Below are 15,188 nucleotides of genomic sequence, written 5' to 3'. Positions count from 1 at the left end.
GCCGACGACGCAACGCCAAGCTCCGCGGGGAGGGAGTCGGCCTCGACTACAGGCCCTCGCCGCGGCAGCTAAGAAGAAGCAGCCAGAAACGCATGATGTTCCGCAGCCTAGCCGAGCCGTTCGGGGCGCGCGGGCCTGTCCCAGTATGCGGGACCGCACGGCAAAAGGGGACAAAAAGTGCGCCGGACCACATCGCCGTACCACAGCGTCACGGAGTGTCGCGCTTCCTGTCCTGGTATTTCACCAATCATGGTGGCAGCTAGTGACATCCACGTCACAGAGTGCGATGGTGCGGGACATGACGACCAACGGGGGCTTCGAGCCCGTCTTCTGCACGATCGTGCCGCCGCACGTCCTCGACAAGCTCGCCCGCAACGAGGACCCCGCGCTCTCCGGCCCGGCCCGCCGGTCCCTGGAGCACGACGCCCTCCAGCGCACCAAGCGCCGCCTGACCACGGTGATCGGTGCGCCCTCCGCCGCCCCGCCCGCCGGTGCCGCCGCCGACCAGCCGCACCGGACGATCTACGACGCCGAGCACACCCAGGACCTGCCCGGCACCAAGGTCCGCGAGGAGGGCTCCGAGCCCGGCTCCGACGCCACGGTCAACCGCGCCTACGCGGGCCTCGGCGCCACCTTCGACCTGTACCTGAAGGCGTACGGCCGGCACTCCATCGATGACAACGGGATGCCGCTCGACGCCACCGTGCACTTCGGCGAGAACTACGACAACGCCTTCTGGAACGGCGAGCAGATGGTGTTCGGCGACGGCGACAACGAGATCTTCCTCGACTTCACCATCCCGGTCGACGTCATCGGGCACGAGCTGACCCACGGCGTCACCCAGCACACCGCGAACCTGGAGTACTACGGCCAGTCCGGCGCCCTCAACGAGTCGGTGTCGGACGTCTTCGGCTCGCTGATCAAGCAGTACACCCTCGGCCAGACCGCCGCCGAGGCCGACTGGCTGATCGGCGCCGGGCTCCTCGCGCCGCGCGTCACCGGCACGGCCCTGCGCTCGATGAAGGCCCCGGGCACGGCGTACGACGACGACGTCCTCGGCAAGGACCCGCAGCCGGCGAAGATGGAGGACTACGTCCGCACCGGCCGCGACAACGGCGGCGTGCACATCAACTCCGGCATCCCCAACCACGCCTTCTACCTGGCCGCCACCGCCCTCGGCGGCTACGCCTGGGAGAAGGCCGGGCAGATCTGGTACGACGTGCTGACCGGCGGCGAGCTGAAGGAGGACGCCCTCTTCGCCGACTTCGCCACGCTGACGGTGAAGGCGGCCCGGGAGCGGTACGGCGCCGGGAACGAACTCCAGGCCGTGCAGAAGGCGTGGGAACAGGTCGGGGTGCGGACGCTGTAGTTCCGTACTACACAGAGATTCATGCGTATTCGAGTGCGGCGCACGGGCGGTTTCGCGGGCATCGAGCGCCGGGCCGAGGTGGACACCTCGGGCCGGCCCGACGCCCATGAGTGGCAGTCCCTGGCCGAACGCGCCCTCGCGTCCGGCCGGGACACACCCGCCCCCGGCGTCCCGGACGGCTTCAGCTACGAGATCACGGTGGACGGCCGCACGGTGTACGCGGCCGACCCCCGACTGACCGAGCCTCAGCGGGAGTTGATCTCACGCGTCCTGAAGGAAGGGGCCTAGGAAGTGGCTCCCGACTCCGGCCGGGCACCCGGCACCGTCCCCTGACGGGCGGCCTCCCACTCCTCCCGGAGCATCCCGAACTCCACGGTGTCGTACCACCGCTCCCCCACCCGCACGGCCGCCCGCCGGCGTCCCTCCTCGACGAACCCGAGCCGGCGGAAGGTCCGCACGGCACGCTCGTTGCCGCTCCAGGTGTCCAGCTCGACCCGCCGCAGTCCGCAGGCCCCGAACAGATGCCCCAGCAGCAGCCGCAGCGCCTCCGAGCCGTAGCCCCCGCCCCAGCGGTCCCGCTCGCCGATGGTGATCCCGACGGTGGCCCGGCCCGCGAACGGATCGAGGTCGCGGTAGTCGGCCATGCCGATCGGGCGCCCGCCGTCCAGCTCCTCGACGGTGAAGGAGGCCCCGTCGCGGGGGTCCTCGCCGAGCCGGGCCTCGTGGAAGCGCCGGACGGCCTCCCGGGCGACCGGGCCGAAGTGCGGGTGGCCTCCGGTGGCCCAGTACGCCACTTCCGGATCGTTGCGCCAGCGCACCTGTGTGTCCAGGTCGTCGGCGCGCAGGGCGCGGAGCCGTACGAGCTTGCCGTTGATCATCCGGTCATCCTAGGCAGGGTTCATGACTGCCTTTCCCGCGCAGGCGTTGACTTCCGTTACCGGGGGTAAGGATGATCCCGGCCATGGCGACTGACGCAGGCAGTGCGATTCCCCGCTTCCCCGCCGGATTCCTGTGGGGCGTGTCGACCTCGGCGCATCAGATCGAGGGCGCGGCCGAGGAACGGGAGCCGTCGGTCTGGGACGTGTTCACGGCCGAGCCGGGGCGGGTGAAGGACGGCTCGACCGCGGCGGTGGCCTGCGACCACTACCACCGCTACCGGGAGGACGTGGCCCTCCTCGCCGGTCTCGGCGTGGACGCCTACCGCTTCTCGGTCTCCTGGCCGCGGGTGAACTCCCCCGGCGGACTCGACTTCTACGACCGCCTGGTGGACGAGCTGTGCGCGGCCGGCGTACGGCCCGTGCCCACCCTCTTCCACTGGGACCTGCCCGCCACGCTGGACTGGCTCGAACGGGACACGGCGGCCCGCTTCGCGGAGTACGTGTCCGCGGTCGCCGAGCGGCTCGGCGACCGGGTCACCCAGTGGATCACCCTCAACGAACCGGCGGAACACACCCTCCTGGGACACGCGATCGGCGCCCACGCCCCCGGCCGGCAGCTGCTCTTCGACGCCCTCCCGGTCGCCCACCACCAGCTCCTCGCCCACGGCCTCGCGGTACGGGCCCTGCGCGCGGCCGGCGCCACGGACATCGGCATCGCCAACTCCCACGGCCCGACCTGGCCCGCCTCACGGGAGCAGGCGGACCTGGAGGCGGCCGGCTTCTACGACGTCCTGCTCAACCGGCTGTTCGCCGAGCCGGTCATCCTGGGCGCGTACCCCGAGGGCATGGGCGCCCTGATGCCGGGGGACGTCGAGTCCGACCTGAAGGTGATCGCCGAGCCGGTCGACTGGTACGGCGTCAACTACTACGCCCCGACGCGGGTGGGCGCCCCGCAGGGCACCGACACCGAGTTCGGCGGACTGACGATGCCGGCCGGACTCCCCTTCTCCGTGCGGGAGATCGAGGGCCGGCCGGTGACCGACTTCGGCTGGCCGGTCGTACCGGAAGGGCTGACGGAACTGCTCACCGGGTTCCGTGAGCGGTACGGCGACCGGCTCCCGCCCGTCGTCGTCACCGAGAACGGCTGCTCCTACGAGGGCGTCGACGACCAGGACCGCATCGCCTACCTGGACGCCCACATCCGGGCCCTGCACCGGGCGATCGAGGCAGGGGTCGACGTGCGCGGCTACTTCGTGTGGTCCCTGATGGACAACTTCGAGTGGGCCGAGGGCCACGCCCGCCGGTTCGGCCTGGTGCACGTCGACTTCGAGACGCTGGAGCGCACGCCCAAGGCCTCCTACCACTGGTTCCGGGAGCTGCTGCGGGCGCAGGGCCTGCCCTCATAGGGCTCCGGCGTCCCGCGCGGCCCACAGGGTCGGGAAGTACGGCCGGTAGCCCAGTTCGCGGCGGATGCGGTCGGTGGAGGCGATGCCGTGCCAGGGATCGGGGTCGGGGCCGTCCGCCGGCGGTTCCGCGCCGAGGATCTGGTGGATCTCCAGCACGGTGACCGGGGCGTCGTCGGCGATGTTGTAGACGCGGCCGTCGGCGCCGGGGGCGTGCAGCAGGCGCAGCAGGCCCTGGGCGGTGTCGGCGACATGCACCAGGTGGTGCCGCTTGGTGGCCGGCTGGGTCGCGGTCCAGCGGGTGATGCCCGGCAGGTGCGGGTCGCCCTCGCCGTAGACGAAGCCGAGGCGGCCGATCCGGACGTCCAGCCCGTCCAGCGCCAGCAGCCCGCGCTCGGCCTCCAGCTTGGACTCCGGGTACGTCATCCACATCGGGCCGCCGGGCACGGTCGGGTCGTCCTCGACGTGCGGCCGGCCGCGCCCGGTGCCGTACACCAGGATGGTGCTGGCCTGCACGAACCGCCGTACCCCGAAGGCGACGGCCGCCCGGGCCAGCTCCAGCGCGGCGTCCCGGTTGACGGCCCGCATCTCCTCGTCGGTCACGCCCCGGAAGGAGGCCGCGATGTTGACGACGGCGTCCACTCCGGTGAGCGCCTTGCCGAGCACGTCGGTGTCGCGCAGGTCGCCGACGACGACCTCGGCGCCGCGCTCGGCGAGGGCGGCGGCACGGGTCTCGTCGCGGACGATCACCCGCACCCGCTCGCCGGGCCGGGCCTGGGCGAGCAGCCGGGGGACGAAACCGCGGCCCACCTGTCCGGTGGCACCGGTGACCAGGGTCAGCATGGTGGTGTTCCTCTCGATCGCATCTCGTTCGACGCACCCAGCCTGGGCGGCCGGCCGTGCCGCCGGGAGAGACCTCCTGATCGGGGGATCGACAGTCCCTGGATAAGCCGGCCGGGCTGCCGCAGCCTGGAGGGGTGAACCGAGCCGAACTCGCCGACTTCCTACGCCGTGGCCGCGCCCGTCTGGAACCGTCCGACGTGGGCCTGGCGCCCGGCGCCCGCCGCCGCACGCCCGGGCTGCGCCGGGAGGAGGTGGCGGCGCTGGCCGGGATGTCGGTCGACTACTACACGCGCCTGGAGCAGCGGCGGGGTCCGCGCCCGTCCCGGCAGATGCTCACGGCGCTGGCGCGGGCGCTGCGGCTGACGGACGACGAACGGGACCACCTGTTCCATCTGGTGGGCGAGGAGCCCCCGCGCCGGGACGCGGCCTCGGCCCACGTCCGGCCCGGCCTGCTGCTGGTCCTGGACCGGCTGTACGACTCACCGGCGCAGGTGGTCACGGACTTCGGGGCGGTGCTGGCGCAGAACGCGCTGGCCAAGGCGCTGGTCGGGGACGCGCTCGCCCGCCCGCCGCGCGAGCGGAACCTCACCCGCCGGTTCTTCCTCGATCCCACGGCTCGCAGGCTCTTCCCGCCGGAGGACCTTCCGGCCCACGCCCGGGACCATGTGGCCAACCTCCGCGCGGTGGCCGCCGCCCGCCCCGACGACCCGGAACCGGCGGCCCTGGTGGCCGAACTCCTCGCGGAGAGCGAGGAGTTCGCCCGGCTCTGGGAGGAACACGAGGTCTCCCTGCGCCGCCCGCGCACGAAGCGCTTCCTGCACCCGGTGGTGGGCCTGCTGGAACTGGACTGCGAGGTCCTGCTGAGCCACCACAGCCACCATCACCTCATCATCCACACGGCCCGCCCCGGCACCGAGTCGCACGAGAGGCTCCAGTTGCTGCGGGTGGTGGGGACGCAGGACATGACCCCCACGGGAGCCGTCGGTTAGAAGCCCAGCTTGCGGAGCTGCTTGGGGTCCCGCTGCCAGTCCTTGGCCACCTTCACGTGCAGGTCCAGGAAGACCGGCGTCCCCAGCAGCGCCTCGATGTGCTTGCGGGACTTGATGCCGACCTCCTTCAGCCGCTTGCCCTTGGGGCCGATGATGATGCCCTTCTGGCTGGGACGCTCGATGTAGACGTTGGCGTGGATGTCGAGGAGGGGCTTGTCGGCGGGGCGGTCCTCACGGGGAAGCATCTCCTCCACGACCACCGCGATCGAGTGCGGCAGCTCGTCGCGGACGCCTTCCAGGGCCGCCTCGCGGATCAGCTCGGCGATCATGACCTGCTCGGGCTCGTCGGTGAGGTCGCCCTCGGGATAGAGCGCCGGCCCCTCCGGGAGCAGCGGGACGAGCAGGTCGGCCAGCAGGTCGACCTGCTTGTTCGCGGTCGCCGACACCGGGACGATCTGCGCCCACTCGATGCCCAGCTCCTTGCCCAGCTGGTCGATGGCGATCAGTTGCTCGGCGAGGACCTTGGAGTCGACAAGGTCGGTCTTGGTGACGATGGCGACCTTCGGGGTCTTGCGGATCCCCGCCAGCTCCTTGGCGATGAAGCGGTCGCCGGGCCCGATCTTCTCGTTCGCCGGGAGGCAGAAGCCGATCACGTCGACCTCGGCCCACGTCGTGCGGACGACGTCGTTCAGCCGCTCCCCCAGCAGCGTGCGCGGCTTGTGCAGCCCCGGTGTGTCGACCAGGATCAGCTGGGCGTCCTCCCGGTGCACGATCCCGCGCACGGTGTGCCGCGTGGTCTGCGGCTGGTTCGCGGTGATCGCCACCTTCTGCCCGACCAGAGCGTTCGTGAGGGTGGACTTGCCCGCGTTGGGGCGGCCCACGAAGCAGGCGAAGCCGGCGCGGTGGACGGTCTCGGCCGGCTGCTCGGAAGTCTGGCTGCGAACGCTCATGCCGCCCATTCTCCCTGATCCACAGAGCGCCGCCGCACCACGGCCTCCGGGCACCCCCGACCGTGAGCTTCCGGAAACCCGCGCGCAACGAAACGTCACGGAAACACACCCGTACGCGACCGGAAACGCACACCGGTGACCCTCTGACGCAGCCCCCACCCGTTGGAGACGCCCGTGACCCTCGCCGCAGCCCATGTGAACACCGGCGACACCGCCTGGCTGCTCGCCGCGACCGCCCTCGTCCTGCTGATGACCCCCGGCCTGGCCCTGTTCTACGGCGGCATGGTCCGCACGAAGAGCGTCCTCAACATGCTGATGATGAGCTTCGTGTCGATCGCCCTGGTCACGGTGGTCTGGCTGGCGGCCGGCTACTCCCTGGCCTTCGGGGACGACATCGGCGGCGGGCTGATCGGCGGCCTCCATCAGGCCGGGATGCGCGGGCTCGGCCCGGACAGCGTGCACGGCACGGTCCCGGCCGTCCTGTTCGCCACCTTCCAGCTGACCTTCGCGATCGTCACGGCCGCCCTGATCAGCGGCGCGGTCGCCGACCGCACGAAGTTCTCGGCGTGGCTGGTCTTCGTACCGCTCTGGACGCTCCTCGTATACGTTCCGGTGACGCACTGGGTGTGGGGCCCCGGCGGCTGGATCCTCGACAAGCTGGGCGCGCTGGACTTCGCCGGTGGTCTGCCCGTCGAGATCACCTCCGGCGCCTCCGGACTGGCCCTGTGCCTGGTCCTCGGCCCCCGTCTGGGCTTCAAGAAGGACGCCATGCGCCCGCACAACCTGCCCATGGTGGTCCTCGGCGCCGGTCTGCTCTGGTTCGGCTGGTTCGGCTTCAACGCCGGCTCCGCGCTCGGGGCGAACGGCCTGGCCGCCGCCGCGTTCCTCAACACGCTCGCCGCCGGCTGCACCGGCCTGCTCGGCTGGCTCGTCGTCGAGCAGCGGCGCGACGGCCACCCGACCACCCTGGGCGCCGCCTCCGGCGCGGTGGCCGGCCTGGTCGCCATCACCCCGTCCTGCGGCACGGTCTCCCTGCTCGGCGCGCTGGTCGTGGGCCTCGCCGCCGGCGTCGTCTGCTCCTACGCGGTGAGCTGGAAGTTCAAGCTGAACTACGACGACTCCCTGGACGTCGTCGGCGTCCATCTGGTCGGTGGCGTCATCGGCACCCTGCTGATCGGCCTGTTCGCCGAGAAGGCGATGACCGGCGGGGTGGAGGGCCTGTTCTACGGCGGCGGGCTCGCCCCGCTCGGCAAGCAGCTGCTCGCCGTGGTCGTCGTCGCGGTGTACGCCTTCTCGGTGACGTACGGCCTCGGCAAGCTGCTCGACAAGGCGCTGGGCTTCCGGGCGAGCGAGGAGCAGGAGCACACCGGCCTCGACCTTACGGTGCACGCCGAGACCGCATACGATCACGGCGTCCTGGGCCACGGCGCCCCGGTCAGCTCGTCCGTCCTCTCCCCCTCCGCCCAGAAGGTCAACACTTAAGGCATGAAGCTCATCACCGCGATCGTCAAGCCGTACCGTCTGGACGAGGTCAAGACCGCTCTCCAGGAGCTGGGGGTGCACGGGCTGACCGTGACCGAGGCCAGCGGCTACGGCCGGCAGCGCGGCCACACCGAGGTGTACCGGGGGGCCGAGTACCGCGTCGACCTGGTGCCGAAGGTGCGCATCGAGGTCGTGGTGGAGGACGCGGCGGCGGACGACGTGATCGACGCGATCGTCAGGGCCGCGCAGACGGGGAAGATCGGGGACGGGAAGGTGTGGGCCGTTCCCGTGGAGACGGTCGTCCGGGTGCGGACCGGCGAGCGCGGGCCCGACGCGCTCTGACCAGCAGCGCCCCGGTCAGCACACCGGCGGCGAACACCAGCGCCACCAGCAGCCAGGGCAGCGCGAGGAAGGCGGCGCTCGCCGACTCCCGGGTGTCCTGGGCGCTCGCGGTGAGCGTGACGTCACCCCGGTCGAACTGGGGCGCCCCGCGCCAGGTCTCGGTGAGCCGCACCCGCTGCCCCGGCAACAGCTCGGCGGGCACCCGGGTCAGCCGCCGGTCGAGCAGCGTACGGCCGAACAGCCCGCGCGCCGTCAGCTCCACCTCGGGGCTGAGGGTGACGTTCCCGGTGTTGCGCAGGGTGTAGGAGATGGTCGCCGTGCTGTCGCCGATGCCCGGGACCAGCGGCTGGTGGTGGCTGATGCGCACCTGCTCGACGGAGAGCGCGGACAGCGCGGGGCCGCCGACCCTGAGGTAGACGCGGGCGCCGACGGCCCGCCGCACCCCGAGCGCGAGCTTTCCGCTGCCGGGGTCGACGCGTTCGTCCAGGGCGACGATGGCACCCGGATGGTCACCGGGCTCGGCCCCGTCCGGGACGCGCAGGGTGAAGGGCACGGTGACGGTCCTGTGCGCGGGCACGGTGATCCGGGACTTCGCGGGCCTGGCCCAGGCGCCCACCCCGCGCATTCGCTCCTCCAGCGTCCGCACCGCGAACCCGCCGTCCCGGGCCGTGTTGTAGGCGTCGGCCGCGTACAGGCGGAAGGTGAGCGGCCGGCCGGTCCTGTTCCGGACGGCGACCTTGTCGGTGAGGGTCTGGCCGGGCTCGGCGGACAGGGTGAAGTAGGGCCGCGCGGCGATCTTCGAGGCGACCGGGTGGACGGACCAGCTGCCGTTGTCGGCGGCGCGGGCGGGCGCGGCCTGCCACGCCAGCAGAAGGCCCAGGAGGAGGACGTACAGCTTGCGCATGGGTGCGGAGCCCCACGGACGGGAGACAGGGGAACGGGCGGGTGCGGACGCCCGCACGCTCACGTGAGCGTCAGCGTGAGCACGCCGGAGTACGCGCCGGGAGGCGTGAACGCCGGTACGTCCAGGGACAGCCCGGCGTCGACGGTGAACTCACCGCCGGTGAGCGTGCCGTCGGGGGTCGACGCGAGGGTCGCCCCGGCGCTGCCCACGGTGCCCGCCGAACCGGCCTTGCAGGTGCTGGGGCTGCCCGCCCTGGTCGCGCAGGCAGGGGTCCAGCTCAGCTTCCCGGCGTCGATCCTGGCGCCGGGACCGGTGAAGTCGGTGACCTTGCCGGTCAGGGACCAGCCCGCGGGGCCGCCGCGGAAGTCCTTGACGGTCACCGTGTTCAGGCGGCCGGTCGAGGCCCCGCCCTGGCCGAAGTCGACCGCCGACAGGGCGACGGAGTCCCCGGCCTGGGACATGGACAGGGTGCCCGCCTTGACGGTGGTGGTCAGCTTCTGGCTGCCGGCCGGGACGGGCGTGGTGTCGACGACGACGTAGGCCGCGGGCCCGGCGCCCTTGTCCGCGTTCCAGGAGCCGCCCTCGTAGGCCACGATCCCGGTCGTCGCCTTGTCCTTGACGACGAGGGAGCCGCTGAAGGAGCCCTGGGCGTTCGCGGTCACGGTCGCGGTGTCCGCGGTCTGCGTGTCACCGGCCCGCCCGGCCAGGGTGACGGTGGCGCCCGGCGTGAAGTCCGTCCCGCTGACCGTGACACCGGCCCCGGGGTCACCGGAGGCGGAACTCAGCGAGATGGCCCGGGTGTTGGTGGGCGTGCCGTCGGTCGCGGTGACGGTCTGCGACACCGGGGCGGGCGGGGTGATGACCGTGCAGGGGGTGTCCAGCTCCAGGATGTAGCTGGTGTGGATGGTGTAGTCGCCGGGCGAGAGGGTGATCTGCCCGGCCTTGGTGACGGTGAACGTGCCGGTCATGGAGAAGGACGGGAAGGCGGCCTTCCCCGGCACCGGCGGGTTCTTCTTCGGCCCGGCGACGGTGATGTCACCGCTCTGGGCGCCGCCGAGCGTCACCTTCCCGGTCGGGGTCATGATGTCGGCCGGCAGGGCCAGGTCGGTGGGGTTGCCGGCGGCGGCCGTGACCACGGTGTAGGTCACGGTGACCGTGTCGCCGACCTTGGGACTGGTCTTGTCCACCGAGACGTTCGCGGTGGTGTTGCCGTCGATCGGCGGGATGCCGGCGATGTCCGGCGGGATGCAGTGCGTGGCGAAGTCCACGTTCGCGCCGGCGGCACCGGCCGGACAGGCCAGCGCGCCGCCCGCGGTGACCGCGAGGGCGGTCACCCCGAGCAGTGACGCCCAGCGCCACCGTCGGGCTCTTCGGGGTGTCGGACCCATGGGCCCCCTCCTGAGGGTTGCGGGCGCAGCGGCTCGTCTGCGCCGACAGGGGGCATTGATGTGGAGCGGGGGTGAGAAGTCAATGGAGATGCCGCAGAAATCTGACGGATCATCAGCTTCTGCGGCATCCGGAATCAATTGCTCAGTTCAGTCAGTCGAAGACGAACGGTCCGGGTGACTGCTTGGCCGAGGCCGTACAGGTCACGGTGATGCCGAAGATGACCATCTTCAGCGAGCCGCCGTACGCCTCCAGGCTGTCACCGGGGGCGACGGTGCCGCTGAGCGGGCCGACGGTGACCGCGGCGCCGCTCGCCATGGCCGGGTTCTTCGTCCCGCTGAAGACGGTGGTGCCGCCGCTCGCCCTGACCATGGTGAGCGTGGAGGCGATCGAGTCCTGGGCCACCGCGACCGGCGTCTTGATCGCGGTGGAGGTGAGGGTGAGGGTGGCCGAGCCGCCGCTCTGGGTGGCGGTGAGCGTGGCCGCGCCACCGCCGAAGATGCCGCAGTTCGCGGTGATGGTCGCCGACTGGGGGGTGACGGCGGCCGCGGTGGGCGCGAAGGCGAGTCCGGTGACCGCGAGGGCCCCGGCCACCAGTGCCGCACCCGTTGCCGTGCGCTTGCCTCTCATGGGGATCCGCTTCCCTTTCATGGTGGGGAGTGCCGTGGGGGACGGCCGACGGACGAGAGGCCTGCGCAGGCGGGTGCGGGCACGCTGCACGGGGTGCGGATCTGACGGTCCGTCGGACCGTACGGGCCCATTGACCCGCGCCGGGAGGCCCGCAACAAGGTTGAATTCCAGCCGACCTGCTGTTCGGTTCGGTCAGCCGGCGGAAACGGTGACCCGCACGGTGCCGTCGGGCGAGGCCAGAAGCACGGGCGTCCCGGCACCACCGAGGTCGGCCACAGCGGCCAGGTCCTCCGCCGGCAGGGCCTCCGCGTCGCTCACCACAGCCGCCGCCTCCAACGACCGCGCCCCCGAAGCCACGGCCATGGCGACCGCCGTACGCAACGCGCTCAGCTTCAGCGAAGCCAGCTCCACCGACCCGGCGACATACGTACGCCCGGTCTCGTCCCGCACGGCCGCGCCCTCCGGCACACTATTGCGGGCCCGCGCGGAACGGGCCAGGGTGACGATCTTGCGGTCCTCGGGATCAAGCGCGTTGCTCTCGGTCATGCCCCGAGCATACGAAGCCCCGGCGGGCCCACCCGGCACGGGTGCGCTCACGGACGGTCGAGCCGCAGCCGCTCGGCCCGTGGCAGACCGGCGACCACCAGGTCGTACGAGTCCTCGATCAGCTCCCGGACGAGCCGGTCCGGCAGCCCCCCGTCGACCGTCACGGTGTTCCAGTGCCGCTTGTTCATGTGCCACCCGGGGACGATCAGCCCCTCGTGCTCGCCACGCAGCCGGAGCGCGTCCTCCGGGTCGCACTTGAGGTTGACCGTCAGGGGCCGCGCGTCCAGGTGCGTCAGGGCGAACATCTTGCCCAGCACCTTGAAGACCGAGATCTCCGGGCTGAACGGGAAGTCCTCCACGGCCGCGTTGAAGGACAGGCAGAAGGCGCGCAGCTCCTGGGGCGTCACTCGGCCTTCTCCTCCTCGACGACGGACACGGGCACCGGCTCCACCAGCACCGTCACGATCTTGTTCCGGCGGCCGGCCGCGGCCTCCGCCGTCAGCCGCAGGCTGCGTCCGTCGGGCAGTTCGACCTCGGCGGAGGCCCCGGCGATGGGCACCCGGCCGAGCGCCTTGGCGAGCAGCCCGCCGACGGTCTCCACGTCCTCGTCGTCGTACTCCTCCAGGCCGTACAGCTCGCCCAGGTCGGTGATGTCCAGGCGGGCGGTGACCCGGAAGCGGTCGTCGCCGAGGTCCTCCACGGGCGGGAGTTCCCGGTCGTACTCGTCGGTGATCTCGCCGACGATCTCCTCCAGGATGTCCTCGATGGTGACGATCCCGGCGGTGCCGCCGTACTCGTCGATGACGACGGCGACGTGGTTGCGTTCCTTCTGCATCTCGCGCAGCAGGTCACCGGCGTTCTTGGTGTCGGGCACGAACACGGCCGGGCGCATCGCCGTGGACACCAGATCGCCCTCCGCCTCCCGGCTGATGTGCGTCTTGCGGACCAGGTCCTTCAGGTACACGATCCCGACGATGTCGTCCTCGCTCTCGCCGGTGACCGGGATGCGGGAGAACCCGGAGCGCAGGGCGAGGGTGAGGGCCTGCCGGATGGTCTTGAAGCGCTCGATGGTGACCAGGTCGGTCCGCGGGACCATGACCTCGCGCACCAGCGTGTCGCCCAGCTCGAAGACCGAGTGCACCATCCGGCGCTCGTCGTCCTCGATCAGCGACTCCTTCTCGGCGAGGTCGACCAGCGCGCGCAGCTCCGCCTCGGAGGCGAAGGGCCCGCGCCTGAAGCCCTTGCCGGGCGTGAGCGCGTTGCCGATGAGGATCAGCAGCGAGGGGATGGGGCCCATGATCCGGGCCAGCGGCAGCAGCACGTACGCCGCCGCGGTCGCGGTGTTGAGGGGGTGCTGGCGGCCGATCGTGCGCGGGGACACGCCCACGGCGACGTACGACACCAGGACCATGACCCCGATGGCGACCAGCAGGGCCTGCCAGGTGGCGGCGAAAGCCTGGAGGCAGGCGTACGTCACCAGGGCCGCGGCGGCCATCTCGCAGGCCACGCGGACCAGCAGGGCCACGTTCAGATAGCGGGTGGGGTCGGCGGCGATCTGGGCGAGCCGGGCGCTGCCTCGCCGGCCGGACTTCACGGCCTCCTCGGCGCGGAAGCTGGAGACGCGCGCGAGGCCCGCCTCCGCGCAGGCGGCGAGCCAGGCGACGACGACCAGCGCGATCGCGCCGACCACGATCTGCGGAGACATACGGTCCGCTTACGAGACGGTCGGTGCCGGGGACGGCCCGGTCAGGCCGCGCTCGGCCCGCCATCCGTCCACGATGGCGGCCTGGAGCCCGAACATCTCGGCCTTCTCGTCGGGCTCCTCGTGGTCGTACCCGAGCAGGTGCAGCACCCCGTGGACGGTGAGCAGCTGGAGCTCTTCGTCCATGGAGTGCTGCGTCGGGGCCTCCGCCCCCTGCTTCGCGGCGACCTCCGGGCACAGCACGATGTCACCGAGCAGCCCCTGCGGCGGCTCGTCGTCGTCCTTGGACGGCGGCCGCAGCTCGTCCATCGGGAACGACATGACATCGGTGGGGCCCGGCAGGTCCATCCACTGGATGTGCAGCTGCTCCATGGCGTCGGCGTCCACGACGATCACCGAGAGCTCGGAGAGCGGGTGGATGCGCATCCGCGCGAGCGCGTAGCGGGCGATGTCGAGGATCGCCTGCTCGTCTACCTCGGTGCCGGACTCGTTGTTGACGTCGATCGACATGGTCGTGCTGGTCTACTTCCCCTTGGTGCCCTTGGCGCCGGACTTGCCACGGCCGCCCTTGGGGCCGCCGTTCTCGGTACCGTACTTGCTGTCGTACTTCTCGTACGCGTCGACGATACGGCCCACCAGCTTGTGCCGTACGACATCGTGGGACGACAGCCGGGAGAAGTGGACGTCGTCGACGCCCTCCAGGATCTCCTGCACCTGCCTGAGGCCCGACTTCTGCCCGTTCGGCAGGTCGACCTGAGTCACGTCACCCGTGATCACGATCTTCGAGTCGAAGCCGAGGCGGGTGAGGAACATCTTCATCTGTTCGGGGCTCGTGTTCTGGGCCTCGTCCAGGATGATGAAGGCGTCGTTGAGCGTGCGACCGCGCATGTAGGCGAGCGGCGCGACCTCGATCGTCCCGGCCGCCATCAGCCGCGGGATCGAGTCCGGGTCGAGCATGTCGTGCAGCGCGTCGTACAGCGGGCGCAGGTACGGGTCGATCTTCTCGTAGAGCGTGCCGGGCAGGAAGCCGAGCCGCTCGCCCGCCTCCACCGCCGGACGGGTCAGGATGATCCGGTTGACCTGCTTGGACTGGAGGGCCTGTACGGCCTTGGCCATGGCCAGGTAGGTCTTGCCGGTACCGGCGGGGCCGATGCCGAAGACGATCGTGTGCTTGTCGATCGCGTCGACGTACCGCTTCTGGTTGAGGGTCTTGGGGCGGATCGTGCGACCGCGCGAGGACAGGATGTTCTGCGTCAGCACCTCGGCCGGGGTCTCCTGGCCGTCGCTCGTCCCTGCCTCGCTCGCCCGCAGCATCGCGATCGAGCGTTCCACTGCGTCCTCCGTCATCGGCTGCCCGGTGCGGAGCACCAGCATCATCTCTTCGAACACGCGCGAGATGAGGGCGACGTCGACCGGGTCGCCGACCGCGCTGATCTCGTTGCCCCGGACGTGGATGTCGGCCGCCGGGAAGGCCCTCTCGATCACGCGCAGGAGGGAGTCGCCGGAACCCAGCACCGTCACCATGGGGTGCTGGGCGGGGACGGTGAACTGCGCTCTCGCCTGCTCCTGCGCGGGGGTGTGAGCTGTGGGTGTCTGTGTCATGGGCCGGCTCTGAAGGCCTGCGCTTCCTCCTCGTCACGGCCGCGTAGCTGAGGGCGGCCTCGCGCTATCCAGAGTACGACGGGGGGCTGACAACACCGTAGGGCTTTTCATACGACCGCTCCCCAACGAGCCGCTTTCCCACCCGACCGAGCCACACCCCAC

Annotated in this window: 17 protein-coding genes; 6 read left to right on the top strand and 11 right to left on the bottom strand. The window is 71.4% G+C overall.

Annotation, left to right across the window (positions count from 1 at the left end; translation table 11 throughout):
* Nucleotides 1-298 precede the first annotated feature (298 nt).
* Together ACZ4WH_RS10555 and ACZ4WH_RS10550 are read left to right on the top strand one after the other, a co-directional pair.
* A complete protein-coding gene (locus ACZ4WH_RS10555) occupies nt 299-1,369 on the top strand; it encodes a M4 family metallopeptidase (protein WP_468178736.1) in 1,071 nt (356 codons plus the stop codon).
* Between the two features lie 21 nt (nt 1,370-1,390).
* On the top strand, nt 1,391-1,657 hold the full coding sequence (locus ACZ4WH_RS10550) for a protealysin inhibitor emfourin (RefSeq protein ID WP_468178734.1): 267 nt from the start codon (nt 1,391-1,393) through the stop codon (nt 1,655-1,657).
* Here ACZ4WH_RS10550 and ACZ4WH_RS10545 read toward each other — a convergent pair.
* On the bottom strand, nt 1,654-2,247 hold the full coding sequence (locus ACZ4WH_RS10545; RefSeq protein WP_468178732.1) for a GNAT family N-acetyltransferase: 594 nt from the start codon (nt 2,245-2,247) through the stop codon (nt 1,654-1,656). The genes ACZ4WH_RS10550 and ACZ4WH_RS10545 overlap by 4 nt on opposite strands.
* 83 nt (nt 2,248-2,330) lie before the next feature.
* On the opposite strand from ACZ4WH_RS10545, the gene ACZ4WH_RS10540 reads away from it, so the two are divergent.
* Nucleotides 2,331-3,653, top strand: a complete 1,323-nt coding sequence (locus ACZ4WH_RS10540; RefSeq protein WP_468178730.1) for a GH1 family beta-glucosidase — start codon at nt 2,331-2,333, stop codon at nt 3,651-3,653.
* Here the strand turns inward: ACZ4WH_RS10540 and ACZ4WH_RS10535 are convergent.
* A complete protein-coding gene (locus ACZ4WH_RS10535; RefSeq protein WP_468178728.1) occupies nt 3,648-4,493 on the bottom strand; it encodes an NAD-dependent epimerase/dehydratase family protein in 846 nt (281 codons plus the stop codon). The two genes, ACZ4WH_RS10540 and ACZ4WH_RS10535, sit on opposite strands and share 6 nt — an antisense overlap.
* A 134-nt stretch (nt 4,494-4,627) precedes the next feature.
* Here ACZ4WH_RS10535 and ACZ4WH_RS10530 point away from each other — a divergent pair, with 134 nt between their 5' ends.
* Nucleotides 4,628-5,482 carry a helix-turn-helix transcriptional regulator gene (locus ACZ4WH_RS10530; protein WP_468178726.1) on the top strand — a complete coding sequence of 285 codons (855 nt, stop codon included), beginning with the start codon at nt 4,628-4,630 and terminating at the stop codon, nt 5,480-5,482.
* On the opposite strand, the gene era is transcribed toward ACZ4WH_RS10530, so the two are convergent.
* On the bottom strand, nt 5,479-6,432 hold the full coding sequence (era, locus tag ACZ4WH_RS10525; RefSeq protein WP_468178724.1) for a GTPase Era: 954 nt from the start codon (nt 6,430-6,432) through the stop codon (nt 5,479-5,481). The genes ACZ4WH_RS10530 and era overlap by 4 nt on opposite strands.
* Before the next feature lie 174 nt (nt 6,433-6,606).
* Here era and ACZ4WH_RS10520 point away from each other — a divergent pair, with 174 nt between their 5' ends.
* Nucleotides 6,607-7,914 carry an ammonium transporter gene (locus ACZ4WH_RS10520; RefSeq protein ID WP_468178722.1) on the top strand — a complete coding sequence of 436 codons (1,308 nt, stop codon included), beginning with the start codon at nt 6,607-6,609 and terminating at the stop codon, nt 7,912-7,914.
* Nucleotides 7,915-7,917: 3 nt separating this feature from the next.
* Nucleotides 7,918-8,256: a P-II family nitrogen regulator gene (locus ACZ4WH_RS10515; RefSeq protein WP_030657043.1), complete on the top strand. Its 339-nt coding sequence runs from the start codon at nt 7,918-7,920 to the stop codon at nt 8,254-8,256.
* On the opposite strand, the gene ACZ4WH_RS10510 is transcribed toward ACZ4WH_RS10515, so the two are convergent.
* The 8 genes from ACZ4WH_RS10510 to ACZ4WH_RS10475 all read right to left on the bottom strand — a co-directional run bounded on the left by ACZ4WH_RS10510 (nt 8,150) and on the right by ACZ4WH_RS10475 (nt 15,026).
* Nucleotides 8,150-9,160 carry a DUF916 domain-containing protein gene (locus tag ACZ4WH_RS10510; RefSeq protein WP_468178720.1) on the bottom strand — a complete coding sequence of 337 codons (1,011 nt, stop codon included), beginning with the start codon at nt 9,158-9,160 and terminating at the stop codon, nt 8,150-8,152. The genes ACZ4WH_RS10515 and ACZ4WH_RS10510 overlap by 107 nt on opposite strands.
* 59 nt (nt 9,161-9,219) lie before the next feature.
* Nucleotides 9,220-10,548, bottom strand: a complete 1,329-nt coding sequence (locus ACZ4WH_RS10505; protein ID WP_468178718.1) for a WxL domain-containing protein — start codon at nt 10,546-10,548, stop codon at nt 9,220-9,222.
* 151 nt (nt 10,549-10,699) lie between these two features.
* Complete coding sequence (locus ACZ4WH_RS10500; protein WP_468178716.1) at nt 10,700-11,176, bottom strand: hypothetical protein; 477 nt, start codon at nt 11,174-11,176, stop codon at nt 10,700-10,702.
* 192 nt (nt 11,177-11,368) lie between these two features.
* The gene (locus tag ACZ4WH_RS10495) at nt 11,369-11,722 is read right to left on the bottom strand and encodes a cytidine deaminase (RefSeq protein ID WP_468178714.1); all 354 of its coding nucleotides are present in this window, start codon (nt 11,720-11,722) and stop codon (nt 11,369-11,371) included.
* A 47-nt stretch (nt 11,723-11,769) separates the two neighbouring features.
* Nucleotides 11,770-12,129, bottom strand: a complete 360-nt coding sequence (locus ACZ4WH_RS10490; protein WP_468178712.1) for an MmcQ/YjbR family DNA-binding protein — start codon at nt 12,127-12,129, stop codon at nt 11,770-11,772.
* On the bottom strand, nt 12,126-13,427 hold the full coding sequence (locus ACZ4WH_RS10485; protein ID WP_468178710.1) for a hemolysin family protein: 1,302 nt from the start codon (nt 13,425-13,427) through the stop codon (nt 12,126-12,128). The genes ACZ4WH_RS10490 and ACZ4WH_RS10485 overlap by 4 nt, the downstream gene beginning before the upstream one ends.
* A gap of 9 nt (nt 13,428-13,436) precedes the next feature.
* Nucleotides 13,437-13,934, bottom strand: coding sequence for an rRNA maturation RNase YbeY (gene ybeY / locus ACZ4WH_RS10480; protein WP_030657030.1), 498 nt, complete (start codon nt 13,932-13,934; stop codon nt 13,437-13,439).
* Nucleotides 13,935-13,946: 12 nt separating this feature from the next.
* On the bottom strand, nt 13,947-15,026 hold the full coding sequence (locus tag ACZ4WH_RS10475; RefSeq protein ID WP_468178708.1) for a PhoH family protein: 1,080 nt from the start codon (nt 15,024-15,026) through the stop codon (nt 13,947-13,949).
* Nucleotides 15,027-15,188: the final 162 nt, after the last annotated feature.

The sequence above is a fragment of the Streptomyces sp. NPDC029138 genome (assembly GCF_055564375.1).
This window is presented reverse-complemented; position numbering and strand designations above follow the sequence as displayed.